We start from the raw sequence: 14,953 nt of genomic DNA, 5'->3' as shown, positions 1-14,953 counted from the left end.
GTCACGCCCGGCCCGGAGGGTCACCCGGTCGCGGTGCGGAGCGGTGGCGCCTGCGGTAGGCGCGCTGCTGGCAGGCCCGCGAGCAGTAGGCGCGGGGACGGCCTGTCTCGGCCTGGTCCATGCTCGTTCCGCACATCGCACACCAGGTACTTTCATCACGGCTTACATCACGCTCCCGGACCAGTACCTCCACGCCGTCCAGTACGCGCCGCAGGCCGAACTCGAAGGAGTCCTCGGGCTCGTCGTAGCCGCCCGCCTCCCAGATGTGGGTGAGCGTGGGGTAGAGGTGGAGCTTCTCGTACAGGGAGTCCCTGGCACCCCACCACTCCTCCTCGGAGACTCCCGTGTGCCGCTCGACCGTGGTGATCTCCGCGGCCCTGGCCGCCTCGCTGTCCACGAACCGGCCGACGAGGCCGACCACGGCGATCATCTCGGCGGGTTTCAGGCCGATTCCCGCCACGGTGCTGAGCGCGTACTCGAAGTGGGCGAGGGAGTTCGGGCCGGGGACGTGCCGGGTGCCGCGCACCCCGGCCAGCCAGGGATGGCGACGGCACAGGGCCCAGCCGCGCCGCGCCCACCCCTCGAGCGCCTCGCGCCACCCGTGCGACGCGTCCGCCGATGTTCCGGCGGACGTTCCGGCCGGAATCCCGGCCGGGGCCCTCGCCGCGACACCATCGCCCGCCGTGCCCGCCGTGCCCGCCGTGGTGCTCGTCACCGCGTTCGTCGCAGTGTCCGTCGCGACGTCGCCCATCACCGCGTCGCACATCAGGTCGACGAGCTGCGCCTTGCCCGGTACGTGCCGGTAGAGCGACATGCTGGTGAAGCCGAGCCGCTCGCCGACCCGGCGCATGGACAGCGCCTCGATCCCGTCGGCGTCGGCGATCTCGACGGCGGCGCGCACGATCGCGCCGACGCTCAGTCCCTGCCTGGGCGCGGCGTCCCGCGACTCACGCCACAGCAGTTCGACCGTCCGGTCCGGATCCTCCTCGGCGGCCACTTGTTCTCCTTCGGCTTGACGCTCGACCACAATATCTGTTTATTCTGTATAGCGATGTTTACATTATAAACGAGGAGCGTTCTTGAACGAGCTCTACGTCTCTCCCTCCGGCGAGGACGCCTGGCCCGGCACCCGGGAACGACCCCTGGCCACCCTCACCCGCGCCCGTGACCTGGTTCGCGGCGCGGGCACCGTGGTCAACCTGCTGGCGGGCACCCACCGGCTCACCGAAACCCTCCGGCTCACCGAGGCCGACTCCGGCGTGACCTACCGGGCCGTGGGCGAGGTCGTCGTCAGCGGCGGCCGGAGGATCACCGGCTGGCGCGAGCGGGACGGCGTCTGGCTGGCCGAGGTCGGCGACCTCGACACCCGCCAGCTCTACGTCGACGGCCGCAGGGCCGAGCGGGCCTCGATCGACACCGTTCCCGGGAACGCCACCAGAACCGACACGGGTTACGTCACCGACAGCACCGCCCCGCAGAGCTGGGGCAACCCCGGCGACGTCGAGTTCGTCCTGCGCGGCGTCTACCCGTGGACGGAGGCACGCCTCGGCGTCGCCGCCGTCGAGGGCGACGAGCACTCGACCACCATCACCATGGCCCAGCCCGCCTTCGGCTGGGCGATCGAGCTCTACAACTCGGTCGTCCCGTGGGAGGGCGGCGGCGAGTCCTACGGCCCCGGCCTGCCGACCCGGGTGGAGAACGGCGCGGGCTTCCTGACCGAGCCGGGCACCTTCGTCCTCGACAGGTCCCGCCCCGGCCACCACGTCCTGCGCTACCGGCCGCGCCCCGGCGAGGATCCCGCGCGGACGGAGGTCGTCGCCCCCGTGCTGGAGGAACTGGTCACGGTCACCGGCGCCCGCGACATCGCGTTCCTGGGCATCACCTTCGCCGACGCCACCTGGACGCGGCCGAGCAGCCCCGAGGGCTTCCTGCACTACCACGGCGCCGGCTACTACGACGGCGGCCCCATCGAGAAGGTGTCGTTCGCCGAGGGGGCGTGGGTGACGGTGCCCGGGGAGTCGCTGACGATCCCCGCGAACGTCGTGTTCGAAGGCGTCGAGCGTGTCACGATCGAACGCTGCCGCTTCGCCAGGCTGGGGGCCACGGCCCTGTGCTTCTCCGGCGGCAGCGCCGAAGTCCTGGTGCGGGGCAACGTGTTCGAGGACGTCTGCGGCGGCGGAATCTCGATCGGCGAGGGCCGCGCCGTCACGGTCGAGAACAACTGGATCCACGACATCGGCCTGGAGTATTCCGGCTCGCCCGGCATCGCGGTGACCGTGAGCGAGGACTCCACGGTCGCGCACAACCAGGTGAACGACGTCCCGCACTGCGGCATCGTGCTCGGCGTCGGCAAGAGCACCCGGGTCCTGCGCAACCTCACCTTCAACACGCTGAAGGTGCTCGCCGACGGCGGCGGCATCTACCTGTCCGGTCCGCAGGGAGACTCCCACGACAACGGCGCGGTGATCCTCGGCAACGTCGTACGCGACACGCTCACGCCGTACAACTTCGCGCTCTACACCGACTACGGCGCCGCCTGGGTCACCGTCGAGGGCAACGCCGTCCAGCGCGCCGACAACACCGCCGTCCTGCAGGTCTGGCCGCCGCTGGAGAACGTCGTCTTCCGCGGCAACGTCTGGGACGCCGACCCCGTGGGCTGGGACGACCCGCCGGAGGGCGTCACCCTGGAGGACAACGTGACGGTGACCGGCGAGAAGGACTTCGAGGCCCGTACGGCGGACGTCGCCGCGCGGGCGGGACTGGAGCCCGGCTACGCCCACCTGCTCGGCCGATGAGCGCAGGGCCCCTCGTCGCCGGGGTGTGTCCGTGACCGGGTCTCCTGCTCGGCCGGTGACCGCGGGGCCCTCCGCCACCGGGGCGTGCCCGTGACCGGGGTCTCCTGGATGGCGGTGGCGGCACGCCCTACCATTCAGCTGTGCAGAATGATGTTCTAAGGGCAGGGGCACTCTCCCGCGCCGTGCTGGCCGCCTTCTGGGTCTGTTGCGCGGTGCACCTGGCGCTGGTGGCCGCCGGCGCCGCCCCGCTGGACTCCGTGACCAAGGCGCTGCTCATGCCATTGCTCGCGGCCTGGGTGCTGGCACGGCGCGGGCCGCGCCCGCTGGTGGCGGCGCTCCTGCTGTCCTGGGGCGGTGACGTGGCCCTGGAGGTCGACGGCCTCTTCCTCCCGGGCATGGCCCTGTTCGCCGCGGCGCACGTCAGCTACGTGACCTACTTCGTCCGGGAGGGAGCCCTCGACGCGTTGCGGCGCCGCCCGGTGGTCCCGGTGGTCTACGCCGCCCTCTGGGTGGTCCTGATCCTTGTCCTCTGGCCCGGTCTCGGCGACCTGCGCCTGCCGGTGGCCGCCTACTCACTGCTGCTGACCGCCACCGCGGTGACCGCCGCGGGTCACGGCCGGTGGATCGGGGCGGGCGGCGCCCTGTTCCTGCTGTCCGACACGCTGATCGCGTTCGAGCTGGCGGACCTTCCCCGCCTCCCGGCGCACGGCTTCCTGATCATGGCCACCTACATCGCGGCCCAGTATCTGCTGGCCTCGGGCGTCGTCGGCCGCCTCCGTCCCCGAAACCCGTCCGCGCGGAACGAACGCCCCGGCCCTCTTGGAGAAGTCTTGGGACCGGTGTGAGCGTGAAGGCGATCCGGGCGCGGTAGGAGACGGGGTAGTCCCGGCGCCCGTACGCGGGTACGGGCCGCGTCACGTCCGGTCGCGAGTGTCGGCGACCGTGACATGGCGCGGCGCGAGGCGGGCCGACGCCCCGGACGCCAACCGGGACGCGCCGCCACGGGTGACACCGACAAACCGATGGGCGACAGGCCCCGGCGATGGCTCGTCGAGCCCGGGACCGGCCCGAGCCCCAGGAGAGTTCAGCCATGGAAATGCCCGCGGTCAACGAGTGCCAGGTCGAGGCGTGCGCGTACAACACGGAACACGTCTGCCACGCCCTGGCCATCACGGTCGGCAACAGCAGCCACGCGGAGTGCGAGACCTTCTTCAAGGTCCCGTCGAAGGGCGGCGACCCGACCGCCACCGGCCGTGTCGGCGCCTGCAAGATGGCCAACTGCCAGCACAACGTCCAGTACGAGTGCCAGGCCTCCGGCATCGTCGTCGGCTACGCGCAGCAGGACATCGACTGCCTCACGTACGCGCCCGCCTGACGGTCGGCGACCCGGTTCGGGGCGGCGGTCACCATACCCTCGGGAAGTCGCGGTGACCGGCGAAGAACCGGGCCCTGGCGGTGGCGGCGGCTCACATGGTCAGGCAGGCCCGCGAGAGCAGGCGTCCCTTGGACGACGCTCCTGTCGGACGCCTTCGCCGTAGGCCGAGTCGTCCTGTATGAGGCACTCGGCGGGCTCGCCATCGGTCAAAACAGCTGAAGCCATCAGGGTGATCGAGGTGGTCGAGCACCCTGACGGTTCGCGGGGCAGGGGCAACGACGGCCGGTCATCCGTTCGCCTGGTCGACAGGCGCCGTGTCGCGTCGAACTCACCCCGAATGACCATGGCCTTCGAGCCGTGCGATCAGGTCGTCCATGTTTCTGGGTTCCGCCCATCCCGAGCGAGTGCCCGCGACGTCCAGCGGCTCGATTCCGCCCACGGGGGTCCGACCGCCCGCGCTTCTCTGCCGGACGAGTGTCTGATCCTCGAACACGAGGCCCTGGGGCAGCGGACTGGTGAGCACGGCGTCATCGGAGACGGCGGCTCCAGGCCTTACGACGGGATCTTCGCGGGGGATGTGCTCGGCTGTGAAAACCACGGCCCTGGTGCCGGTGGGGATGGAATTTTCGAAGTCTCCCAAAGATTTTTCGGGCAGCCACTCCTCGGGCTTCTTGGAGTCGTCTCGGACCACGGCGCTTCGGAACAGGTCGACGAAGACCATTTTCTTCTCCCCGACTCCCTTCAAAGGGTGGGTGACCTTGATCCTGAGAATGACACGATGTTCGAGTGGCCCGTTGGGGTAGGTGGCCAGAGCCGGACCCTCCTGCCAGCCGTCGACCACGCCCGCGGCGACGATCGACTGGATGTCTGCCAGTGCCTCCGGTGAGGGCAGGGCCTGGAAGTCGGATTCCGCGACCCGGAGAACCGAGACGTCGAGTGCCCGGTGATTTCCCTGGGCGATCTCGGCCGTAGCGGGGGCGCCGAAGGTCTCATCGCCTGTGCACCCGCTCAGGGCAAGGGCCGAAACAAGGGTCAGGGCAGCGATAGGGCGCTTCATCGACGGGCTCCTTTCTGTTTCAGGGCCACCAGGAGTCCGCGTGATCGAGGGGCCTGAACCTTCAGGCGGACGACTCCCCATCACTACCGGAGTCGGGGAGGGCAGGGAAGGTCAGGCGGGCGGGGAGGGCGAATATGACGGCCTTGCCGGGGGTGCCGGTGGTGTGGGTCGTGGTGGGGTGGACGTGACACCGCCCTTGGGAGAGCCGGTGGACCAGGAGCAGGCCGCGGCCGTTCTCGGCGAGCAGGGGCAGGCCGATCTCCTCCACCGAGTGGAGAAGGCCGAGAATGATGCGGACCTTGTGGAGGTCGGGGTTGCCGCCGCCGACCTCGCACCAGGCGGAGTGGGGTGAACGTCGAGCCCTGCTCGTTCGCCGAGGCTTCGGGAACAGCGTGCCCGGCGTGGCCGGTCTCTGGTCGTTTCCCCAGTTCGAACGGGCACGTGAGACTAAAGACGGTGCAAGCTGAATTCATGCGGACGTATAGGCAAGTCTGTTGCCTTGATGCTGGCAACCGCATTGACTACGCTGAATGAAACGGAGTGATCTGCTCGCTCGAATGGCGCGACTGGCCAGGCGGTACGGCTTCGAGTTCTCCAGGAAGCCCGATGTGCACGGTGGCGGTCATGACAAGTGGTACGTCCGGGGAGACGCGGTGATCGTGCCGCGTCACGTTGAGATCAACGAGCTGACGGCCAGGGGCATTCTCAAGGAGTGGGAGGCCCTGCTCGCCGAGGCTCTGCGGGACATGGAGAAGGACGACGAGGGGGAGGGCAATGAGTGAGTTCCGGGTCACGGCTCAGCGGTCCGGTGGCTGGTGGGCGCTGGAGGTCGAAGGGCCGGGATTGCGACGTCCCGCGCACACCCAGGTGCGGCGCCTTGACCAGGCAGAGGAGACGGTCCGCGATCTGCTGGCGCTCCGCTTCGACACCGAGGTGGACAGCCGGCTCGCGACCGCCTGGCGGATCACGGTCGTTCCCGTGCTGGGGGACGAACTCGCGACGGAGGTCGCACGGACCAGGGAGGTCCGGCGGGAGGCCGACAGGCTGCGCGACGATGCGGTCAGCCGTTCACGCCAGACCGCGCGGCACCTGCACGAACAAGGACTCCCGCATCGCGACATCGGCCTGCTCCTCGGGGTCTCCCACCAGGCGGTCGGCAAGCTCCTGGCCGGTTAGCGCCGTCCCCGGTGGTCGATCCCTGGTCGTTTCCCGGGGTGGGGTGGTGTTGGGCGCCCCTCCGTGATCACAATGGGTGGTCATTCGGCTACCGGTGGAGGGTGTCATGGGTGGGCAACGGAGTCATAAGGCTCGTCCCGAGCTGGTGAGGGCGCGGGTGCTGCGGGGGATGAGCCAGGAGGCGGCGGCGGAGGCCCTCGGGGTGACGCCGACGACCTGGGCGCGGTGGGAGCGCGGCGAGCAGGGAGTGCGTGCCTGCTACCGGCCGCGGATCGCCGCCGTGTTCGGGGTGGAGGCCGTCGAGGTCGAGCGGTGGATAGACGGCTGGTCCTACGGGGAGACGTCATCGTGGCCGATCGCGGGCTGTGGCGACGGCTCACCGGCGGCTACCGTGAGGTCGGCCGCGCTTCTGTGGAGGTTGGATGGATCCGTCCCGGCGTCACCTGCTGGCCTCGCTGCCGTTCGTGCCCGGAGCCCTGGGGGAGTGGCTGGTCTCCTGGAACTACGGGACCCCGGTCGCGTTGGCCGCCCGGCAGGGTGCGGGGCGCGTGGTGGGCCTCGCCGACGTGGCGCGGATCGTCGAGGCGCAGAGGGCGTTCGGCCAGGCGCTGCGACTGGCCAAAAGCGGCGACGACCCGCTGACCGGCGCCTGGGTGCTGGCGACGCTGACCCGGCAGGCCATTCACCTGGAGCAGGGCGCCTGGGCCGTGTGGCTGGCCCGAGCCGCCGTCGACACCGCTCGGCGGGCTGAGGCGTCCCCGCATGTCATGGCGTTGATGCTGGTCAGAGAGGCCTGGGCGACTGATCACCGAGGCTGAGCGGGCTTACGCCCAAGGAGTCAACGACCGTGATCCAGAGTGGGTCGGCAGATACGAAGAAGTGGAGCTGAACGCTCAGGTGGGTCGCTGTTGGAGCATGCTCGGTGAACACCGGCGGGCGGTAGGCCCTGCGGAAGCAGCCGTGATCGAGTTCAGTGAGCGGATCCCTCGGACCGCCCAGTTCAACCAATTGCATGCCGCCGAGGCGTATCTCGGCATGGGCGAGCTGGAGCAGGCCCTCGACTCCGCCCGAGCCGCGATCCCGGCGACCAGAACGCTGACTTCCGCCCGCACGGTGGAGCTTGCCCGTCAGTTCGCCGGACAGCTCGACCCGTACGGGGACAGCGTGATGGTCCGTGAGTTCCGCGATCACCTGAACCGTGAGCTGGTCGCCTGACCAGGTGCGATCTTTCATGGGGGGCGAACCGTCCGGGAGTGCGACGACGGTGAGCCAGGCGGATGGGGTGAAGTTCGCGAGAGTCATTTTTCGCCGATGACCACCGTCGGAGAGCTGATCAAGCCCGGGGTGGCCACCGTCCCCCAGGCGCCGATCAGGGCCGGGTGGCCCGGCGGGAGGTGGTCACGTCGATGACGGCCACGACCAGCGCGACCAGTACGAAGGCGATGGTGACCAGCAGCGAGTGCCGGAACGCCGAAGCGTAGTCGCCGTGCGAGGAGGCGACCTCGGAGAAGAACGCCGAGCCGATCGCCGCGATGCCCACGGCGGCGCCGATGCGCTGTCCCGTCTGGAGCACGCCCCCCGCGGCGCCCGCTTTGGAGACCGGCACCTCGGAGAGGGTCAGCGTCTGGTTCGGGGAGATCACCAGGCCGCTGCCCAGGCCGGCGAGGAGCAGTGGCACCGCGGTGGCCCAGGCCACGTGCGTGCCGGGGACCAGTTCCACGGCGAGCGCGGTGACGGCCAGGAAGACCGAGACCAGCACCAGCCCGGCCACCACCAGCGGGCGGCCCAGCCGGGTGACAATCCTGCCGCCGAACAGGGCGGTCACGGCCGACCCGGCGGCGAACGGCGTGGTCGCCAGCCCCGCCTCCAGGGCCGAGTAGCCCAGGCCGTTCTGCAGGTACAGGGTGAGGATGAAGAAGATCGCGGTGAAACCCGCGAAGTAGAGCGCCCCGAGCAGGGCGCCGAGCGCGTACGAGCGCCTGCGGAACAGGGACAGGTCGACGACCGGCTGGTGGTGCCGCCCGTACCGGCGCTCCCAGGCCGCGAAGGCGGCGAGCACGGCGAGCCCGGCGAGCAGGGCCGGCCACCTCGCCGAGGCCTGCCACTCCTGCCCCTCGACGAGCGGCAGGAGCACCAGCACGACGCCGGCGGCGAGCAGCAGCACGCCCACGGGGTCCGTGCTCTCCCTGGGGCGCCTCCCGGCCGCCGGGGGCCGGATGTAGCGGTACGCCAGGACCACGGCCAGGATGCCGATCGGCACGTTGACGTAGAAGACGAGGCGCCATCCGTCGGTGTCGCCGCCGAGGTTGATGAGCACCCCGCCGAGCAGCGGGCCGATCGCCGTCGAGACGCCGATGACGGTGCCCAGCATCCCGAACGCCCGGCCCCGCTCAGATCCCCGGAAGAGCTGCTGGATCAGACCGCTGACCTGCGGGTTGATCACTCCGCCCGCCACTCCCTGCACGAGTCTCGCGATGACCAGCAGGATCGGGTTCTGGGCGATTCCGGCCGCCGCGCTGGCCACGGTGAACAGTACGACGCCGAAGACGAACGCGTTGCGCCGGCCGTACATGTCGCCGAACCGCCCGGCCGGGACCAGTACCAGCCCGAAGGTGAGCGCGTACCCGGACACCACCCACTGCAGGGTGCTCTGCGGGGCGTCCAGTCCGGTGCGGATGGAGGGCAGCGCCACGTTGACGATGCTGACGTCCAGCAGGGTCATGAAACCGGCGACGAGGCAGACGGTCAGCGCCTTCCACCGGCGCGGATCCGGCCCCTCGTGATCCTGGGTGGACGTCACCCCGTCCGGCCCGGTGCTCATCCGGTCGGGTGGGAGAGTGGTGCCCCGGCCCGTGATCGGAGGATCGTCATGACCGCCTCGTTTCCCGTCTCCGGCTGAGCTCTCCACCTTTCAGCAGCGCGTATGTACCCTTTTCCACCTTCTCAACCACAATTCACGATCCGGGCCGCGATCCGCCCTTCGCGGGGTACCCGCGAGAGGCGAGGGCCACCTCGCAGGGGCCACTTAGCGGGGCCGTCTCGCGGGGATCGCCTGACCGGGGTGGGCATGCGGCGTGCGGCGGGCGTGTCATGTGGGGGCGTGCGGCGTGAGGGCGTGTGGCGGGCGTGTCATGTGGGGGCGGGCGGCCGGGCGTGCCACGTGCGGGAGCGCGGTCGAGCGTGTCGCGTGAGGGCGTGTCGCGTGAAGGCCGCCGCGTGAAGTGAACGTGAAGTGAAAAGGTGCGGCGGGCGGCCCCAACGCCGCCCGCCGCACCGGTCCGTCCGGGTATGGCCGGTGAATCCCCCGGACGACGTGGTCACCGTCGGCCCGGGGGACCGTCCTGTGTCACGGGCAGGAAACCTCGCCGCTCGTGGCCGGGACGTTCACCGCGCTCCAGGCGGCCTTGACCGCGTTGACCTCGACGCACCCGCTCGGGAAGAGCGACTTGGCGGCGGCCACGGTGGCCCTCCGCGCCTTCGCGTGCGTCCACGGGGCGGTCTTGGTGTTCAGCCCGGCCATGTAGATCCGTCCGGCCTTCTGGATGCCGATGCCGGTCAGGCTCGTCGGGCCCGAGCAGACGGAGCTGGCCGGCTTGCCCACCGGGTTGGTGCCCTCGGAGAGCAGGTAGAACCAGTGGTTCTGCGGGCCGGCCGCCGCGTGCACCTGGGTGGAGGGGATGGACGAGCTGTAGCAGTTCGGGTGTCCCTTGGCCGAGGGGTTGTACATGTTGCGGATCTCGCCCGCGCCGGTCAGGTTGACCTCCTCGCCCACCAGGTAGTCCGGCGGGTCGAGGGTGGCGGGCTGGTTGGCGTAGTGCTCGGTCAGCGCGCCGAAGATGTCGCCGGTCGACTCGTTCAGGCCGCCGGACTCGTTGCCGCTGCCCCCGCCGCCGCTGCCGGAGGTCTGGAAGATGGCGTGGCCGTACTCGTGGCCGACCACGTCCATCGGGGTGGCCTGCCTGGTGTTCGCGCTGTTGCGCCCGAAGCTGGTGTAGCTGCCGTTCCAGTAGGCGTTGACGGCGCTCAGGCCGACCCGGGCCGGGAAGGCGCCGCCGGAGCCGTTGAACCCGTTACGGCCCAGCCAGTTGCGGAGCATGTCCCATTCCTTCTGCGCCGCGTACAACGCGTCGACGCAGGCGGTCTCCAGGTTGGTGCCCGAGCCGTTGCCCCAGGAGTCGTCGGTCCCGGTGTAGGTGGCACCGTTCTGCCCGCCGCAGCGCAGGCCGGGGCGGGTGGTGTCGGTCATCGAGTACGAGCTGCCCGAGCCCGAGGTCTGGATGGTCACCGGGTTGCCGTTGTAGTAGCTGTTGCCGGTTCCGGCGTGCACGTCGTCGTAGGAGTCGACGATCGACCCGTCGAGGGCGTCCACGAAGACGTGCAGGACGCTCGGGGCCTCGGCGGTGGCGCCGTTGACGACCACCTCCCAGGCCAGCTTGGGCGTCGTGGTGGTCGCGTGCACGACCAGCTTGGGCGTGGCCACGGTCTCCACCACGGGCAGCTGCGCGCGGGCGGTGGCGGCCGCGGTGGCGGCGTCCACCTTGCTCGTGACGTCGACCGTGATCCTGGCCTGCTGGCCCGAGCTCACGGACCCGACGAGCTCTCCGGCCCTGTCGGTGGCGACGACCACGTCACCGCCGTGGACCGGCAGCCCGCGGTAGGTGCGCGTGTAGGTCAGGTACTGCAGGCCGTGCGCACCGGCGATGCTCTTGCTCAGGGTGAACTTCTCGTTCTGCCCCTTGAGGACGGCTTCGGATCTGGCGGCGAGGGTCGCGTTGGCGGTGGTGACCGCGCGGCTGCGCGACTCCGCGTCCGGCGGTGCGAACACCGGCGGCTCGGCGGACACGGTGCGGGTGGTGTCGGCCGGGGCGGTGGCGGCGTTCACCGCCGTGGGGGTGGTCATGGCGGCGACGGCCAGTACGGCCATGGCGCCAAGCTTGACCTTCGGATTCACGCGGGGTGACTCCTCTCGGTGTCCCTGGGGGGGTAGGAGGGATGCAAGGAGCCCTAAGAGTCCGGGCTCCATAAAGTTGGCACCGGGAAGGGCCGCTGAGTACCTCGCAAAGTTCCATAACGTCGTGATATGGGCTGGTACGCATACCGGCGCAGACCTCCATGCGGGGCCTTCACCTGCGCGGGAGCGTCCTCGGACGGGCCGGGCCGTGCCCGCCGTTTCATGACCGGGGAGGATTACCCGAGTCGGGAGAGCCCGCAAGGTTGGGTCTTCTCAAGGGCCCGCCCGGCGGGTTATCAAGAGCCGTGGGGCGCGTGCGCTCCAGCGCCTCCACCCCTCCACCCCGCTCCAGCGCTTCCACCCCCTCATCGGACCCGCCGTGACCCACCCCGTCCCGGCTGCCCGCGGCTACCCGCCCCGAAGTTGATCAAGGACGACATGCGTCAGCACCGGCAAGTGATCTCGCGAATTCTCCGCGTCGCCCTCATGCTCGCCGCCATGCTCGCGGCCGGGCCTCCCCCGGCCGCCGCGAGCGCCGAGGCGGCCGGCCCCGGGCCGTGGGGATTCGCGTACGTCAGGAGCGCCTCCGTGGTGGACGCCAACCGCCAGGGAGGCTCGTGGCCGGCCGGGCTCAAGGCCGAGGCCTCCCCCGGAGGACCCGGCCAGGTGTTCGTGAGGTTCCCGCAGATCGGCATCGCCTCCGGGGGAGTCGCCCACGTCACGGCGATATCCCGGTCCGCCGACTGGTGCCAGGTCCAGGAGTGGCGGCAGTCGGGCACCGACGAGATCGTGGCGGTGCAGTGCTACCGCTATGGCGGGACCCCGGTCTTCACCCCGTTCTCCGTCGTCTTCGGGCACAGCACCGAGATCCTGCGCCCGCCCGCGGCGTTCGGCTACGTGCACTGGGACGGCTCCGCGGTGGCCGGGCAGTTCAACTCCTCGGCACCGGCCGCCGTGAACTCCGTCCTGGCCTCGTCGTCCCCCGGGATATGGCAGGCCACCCTGCCGGGGCTCGGTTCGGCGGGCCACGCCGGAAACATCCAGGTCACGGCGGTCGATCCGGCCGTGCCCGCCCGCTGCAAGCTGGGAGGGTGGACCTCGTCGGCCACCGAGCAGAAGATCGTGGTGAGGTGTCACGACGCGACCAACGTGCCGCTCAACACCGGGTGGAGCCTGACCTACCACCGCGAGCGTGCCGTCGCCTCGGCCTTCCCGCAGTACCGCTTCGCCTACACCTTCGACAACGCGCCCGACACGATAGGCGGCTACCGGCCGTCGCCGGTGGCCCTCAGCCACAACTCCCGGGGAGGAGGCGTCCAGATCGACCACGTGGGGACCAACCGCACGAACGTGCTTTTCGGCGAGGTCAACGGATACCGGGACAACGTCCAGGTCACCGCCTTCGGCTACGGGCCCGAGTTCTGCAACCTGTACACCCCCTGGGAGCTCTACTCCACCTACGTCACCATCCGGTACGTCATCTGCTACAACGGCACCACCCAGGTCAGGCACCCCTTGATGGTCACCTACCTCTCCGCCTACGGCTCCATTTCCTGACCACCGGGCGGTTCCCCGGACGGACGACGGCGACGCGGCGTTCGATCGCGAGGCGACCCGTGTCGGAAAGGACAGGAATCCCAGGTTTTCCGACCTGTGCGACCGCCCCCCTTGGCGCGTCCCCGGTACGGCGGCACGGTTGGACCATGACACAGACAGCACCGACCGCACGCCGCCGGTGGGGCCGCTTCGCCTGGCACTACGTCGAGATGGTCATCGCGATGTTCGTCGGGATGATCGTTCTCGGAACGCTCCTGTCCGCCGCCGGGCTCGGCTTCTCCCACGACCGGCAGCCTGAGCTCGCCTACCTGCTCATGGCGCTCACCATGTCCGTCGGCATGGCCGTCTGGATGCGCTTCCGGGGCCACGGCTGGATTCCCACCCTGGAGATGTGCGCCGCCATGTTCGTCCCCGTCATACCGCTCTTCCCGCTGCTCTGGCTGGGTCTCATCGACGGCGGGTCGCTCATGGTGATCGCCCACGTGGCGATGTTCCCGCTGATGCTGGCCGCCATGCTCCGGCGCCGTGACGAGTACGCGGGCCACGCGGCCTGAGGTCGGCGACCGCTCGGATCGCGTTCCCCGCGGGGCCGGAACGGGCTCCGGGCGGCCGGCCTCTCGGATCACACGAACCTGGCCGGATCCGGCCTGCCGCCCGGGTCGCGACATGTCCGGCCGGGCAGGGCCTTCCCGTACAGAATCCCGGACAGGGGCGAGCCCGGCACGGGTGTCTCCGAACGATCCTCTCGATGGAAAGGCGCGTGGAAGACTCGCATACTTGTGCGCATGGAAACACACGTCACCGACGCGGTTGCGGGAGAGCTGACGCTCACGCTGGATCGAGACGGCGGCACCATGCGAGTCGAAGGCGACGCGATTCCCGCGATCGTCGTGCGCCGATCCGCCGAAGCCGTCGTGCGGCGGCACGTTCCCATCGGCACCCGCGACCCCGACCGGCTGACCATGACCCTCGACGGCGCCCCCGTCCCGCTACGCCCCGGGCCGGGGCGCGTCACGCGCCACTCCTACCGGATCGAGGTGGACCGCGCGGGGAACGTCTACACCCTGATCCCCACCTCCGAGGAGTCCAGCTCCCTCTTCCGCGGTGAGCACCACCTCGGAAACCTCACCACCATCACCGACGGCGAGGTCAGGGCCGAGTGGGTCGCCTCACCGACCCCGGAGGAGGTCGCCATCGGCTACGCGCTCGCCACCTGCTTCGGCAGCGGAGCGGAGCATCCCCTCTCGGCACTCGTCGGCATGTTCACCTTCTGAACCGGCGCCGGACAAGGTCGGTGGCCCGCCGCCGATCCTCCTGCGTGGGGTTCACGATCTCGTGGTCGCCGGTGGTCGGCTGTTCGAGCGGCGTCGCCTCGAGAAAGGCGCCACGCCGTGTTGGAAGGTCGGGTCGCGAGCGCGAGCCCTCCGGCAGGCGCCGCGAGACGACAGAGGACCTGTCCGGCGGGCGATCAGCCGGTGGCGTGTTCCCAGTAGGGGTCGCGGTAGAGCATGACCGAGGTGCCGCGGAGCAGTTCGTCGGGGGCGGAGATCAGCGCGAGCTCGCCCGCCGCCTCCAGGCCGCGCAGGATGTCGCGGACGCGCGGGCCGACCGGCAGGCGGCCCGCCGGGAGGTGGAGGGTCTCGCGGACCAGGTCGGCCACCTGGGAGAGCCGGAACGGCTCGGTGAGACCGGCGATCAGCTCGCGGACGATCTCGACGGTGATCACGGACTCGGCCTCGAGATGGGCGAGCTGCCAGGTCAGCTGGATCCTGCGCCGGCCCGTTCCGGCGCAGGCGGTGCACCGCTGGGAGAAGCCTGGCACGACGTCCTCGACGGCGGTGCCCAGGCAGACGGTGCACTGGCCGGTCTCCGACGCGTGCGACTCCGCCGCCGCCCGGTCGGCCGGCCGCCTGCCGCATCCGCACAGATAGACCCGGAACCCGCCGCGCACCAGCACGAGGTCGTCGGCATTGTCGGGGATCTCTTCCCACAGTGCGGTGATCGTGTGCTTTCTCATCGTCGTGTGACTCTACCCATCCGGG

Annotated in this window: 16 protein-coding genes and 1 pseudogene; 11 read left to right on the top strand and 6 right to left on the bottom strand. The window is 70.4% G+C overall.

Going from position 1 to position 14,953, the window contains the following annotated elements:
- Position 1: 1 nt before the first annotated feature.
- Positions 2-997 carry a TetR/AcrR family transcriptional regulator gene (locus tag ACSDR0_RS07105; protein WP_435287935.1) on the bottom strand — a complete coding sequence of 332 codons (996 nt, stop codon included), beginning with the start codon at positions 995-997 and terminating at the stop codon, positions 2-4.
- An 82-nt stretch (positions 998-1,079) separates the two neighbouring features.
- Between ACSDR0_RS07105 and ACSDR0_RS07100 the strand changes: the two genes are divergently transcribed.
- From ACSDR0_RS07100 to ACSDR0_RS07090, 3 genes are all read left to right on the top strand, one after another.
- Positions 1,080-2,795, top strand: a complete 1,716-nt coding sequence (locus tag ACSDR0_RS07100) for a right-handed parallel beta-helix repeat-containing protein (protein ID WP_435287934.1) — start codon at positions 1,080-1,082, stop codon at positions 2,793-2,795.
- Between the two features lie 140 nt (positions 2,796-2,935).
- The gene (locus ACSDR0_RS07095; RefSeq protein WP_435287933.1) at positions 2,936-3,640 is read left to right on the top strand and encodes a lysoplasmalogenase; all 705 of its coding nucleotides are present in this window, start codon (positions 2,936-2,938) and stop codon (positions 3,638-3,640) included.
- Between the two features lie 245 nt (positions 3,641-3,885).
- Positions 3,886-4,170, top strand: a complete 285-nt coding sequence (locus ACSDR0_RS07090) for a DUF1540 domain-containing protein (RefSeq protein WP_435287932.1) — start codon at positions 3,886-3,888, stop codon at positions 4,168-4,170.
- Between the two features lie 328 nt (positions 4,171-4,498).
- On the opposite strand, the gene ACSDR0_RS07085 is transcribed toward ACSDR0_RS07090, so the two are convergent.
- Complete coding sequence (locus tag ACSDR0_RS07085; RefSeq protein WP_435287931.1) at positions 4,499-5,227, bottom strand: hypothetical protein; 729 nt, start codon at positions 5,225-5,227, stop codon at positions 4,499-4,501.
- 61 nt (positions 5,228-5,288) lie between these two features.
- Positions 5,289-5,495: a hypothetical protein gene (locus ACSDR0_RS07080; protein WP_435287930.1), complete on the bottom strand. Its 207-nt coding sequence runs from the start codon at positions 5,493-5,495 to the stop codon at positions 5,289-5,291.
- Positions 5,496-5,757: 262 nt separating this feature from the next.
- On the opposite strand from ACSDR0_RS07080, the gene ACSDR0_RS07075 reads away from it, so the two are divergent.
- The 5 genes and pseudogenes from ACSDR0_RS07075 (at position 5,758) to ACSDR0_RS07055 (ending at position 7,618) form a co-directional block, all read left to right on the top strand.
- Entirely contained in the window at positions 5,758-6,009 is a 252-nt protein-coding gene (locus tag ACSDR0_RS07075) for a type II toxin-antitoxin system HicA family toxin (protein WP_435287929.1), read from the top strand.
- Positions 6,002-6,403: a hypothetical protein gene (locus ACSDR0_RS07070; RefSeq protein ID WP_435287928.1), complete on the top strand. Its 402-nt coding sequence runs from the start codon at positions 6,002-6,004 to the stop codon at positions 6,401-6,403. Before ACSDR0_RS07075 ends, ACSDR0_RS07070 begins: the two co-directional genes overlap by 8 nt.
- 106 nt (positions 6,404-6,509) lie before the next feature.
- Positions 6,510-6,707: pseudogene (locus tag ACSDR0_RS07065) on the top strand (helix-turn-helix domain-containing protein); the annotation flags it as partial.
- A gap of 118 nt (positions 6,708-6,825) precedes the next feature.
- Positions 6,826-7,221: a hypothetical protein gene (locus tag ACSDR0_RS07060; RefSeq protein ID WP_435288142.1), complete on the top strand. Its 396-nt coding sequence runs from the start codon at positions 6,826-6,828 to the stop codon at positions 7,219-7,221.
- Positions 7,222-7,363: 142 nt separating this feature from the next.
- Entirely contained in the window at positions 7,364-7,618 is a 255-nt protein-coding gene (locus ACSDR0_RS07055) for a hypothetical protein (protein ID WP_435287927.1), read from the top strand.
- Positions 7,619-7,772: 154 nt separating this feature from the next.
- Here the strand turns inward: ACSDR0_RS07055 and ACSDR0_RS07050 are convergent, their stop codons facing one another.
- Entirely contained in the window at positions 7,773-9,224 is a 1,452-nt protein-coding gene (locus ACSDR0_RS07050; protein WP_435287926.1) for an MFS transporter, read from the bottom strand.
- 525 nt (positions 9,225-9,749) lie between these two features.
- Positions 9,750-11,354 carry a M4 family metallopeptidase gene (locus ACSDR0_RS07045; RefSeq protein WP_435287925.1) on the bottom strand — a complete coding sequence of 535 codons (1,605 nt, stop codon included), beginning with the start codon at positions 11,352-11,354 and terminating at the stop codon, positions 9,750-9,752.
- Positions 11,355-11,810: 456 nt separating this feature from the next.
- Between ACSDR0_RS07045 and ACSDR0_RS07040 the strand changes: the two genes are divergently transcribed.
- The 3 genes from ACSDR0_RS07040 (at position 11,811) to ACSDR0_RS07030 (ending at position 14,185) form a co-directional block, all read left to right on the top strand.
- Positions 11,811-12,911 carry a hypothetical protein gene (locus tag ACSDR0_RS07040; protein ID WP_435287924.1) on the top strand — a complete coding sequence of 367 codons (1,101 nt, stop codon included), beginning with the start codon at positions 11,811-11,813 and terminating at the stop codon, positions 12,909-12,911.
- 146 nt (positions 12,912-13,057) lie between these two features.
- Entirely contained in the window at positions 13,058-13,465 is a 408-nt protein-coding gene (locus tag ACSDR0_RS07035; protein ID WP_435287923.1) for a hypothetical protein, read from the top strand.
- Positions 13,466-13,696: 231 nt separating this feature from the next.
- The gene (locus ACSDR0_RS07030) at positions 13,697-14,185 is read left to right on the top strand and encodes a hypothetical protein (RefSeq protein ID WP_435287922.1); all 489 of its coding nucleotides are present in this window, start codon (positions 13,697-13,699) and stop codon (positions 14,183-14,185) included.
- Positions 14,186-14,379: 194 nt separating this feature from the next.
- On the opposite strand, the gene ACSDR0_RS07025 is transcribed toward ACSDR0_RS07030, so the two are convergent.
- Positions 14,380-14,928, bottom strand: coding sequence for a hypothetical protein (locus tag ACSDR0_RS07025; RefSeq protein WP_435287921.1), 549 nt, complete (start codon positions 14,926-14,928; stop codon positions 14,380-14,382).
- Between the last annotated feature and the right edge of the window lie 25 nt (positions 14,929-14,953).

This window comes from Streptosporangium sp. G11 (genome assembly GCF_051192615.1).
GTDB lineage: Bacteria > Actinomycetota > Actinomycetes > Streptosporangiales > Streptosporangiaceae > Streptosporangium.
Note: the sequence above shows the minus strand (reverse complement) of the source record. Positions and strands in the feature narration are given on the sequence as shown.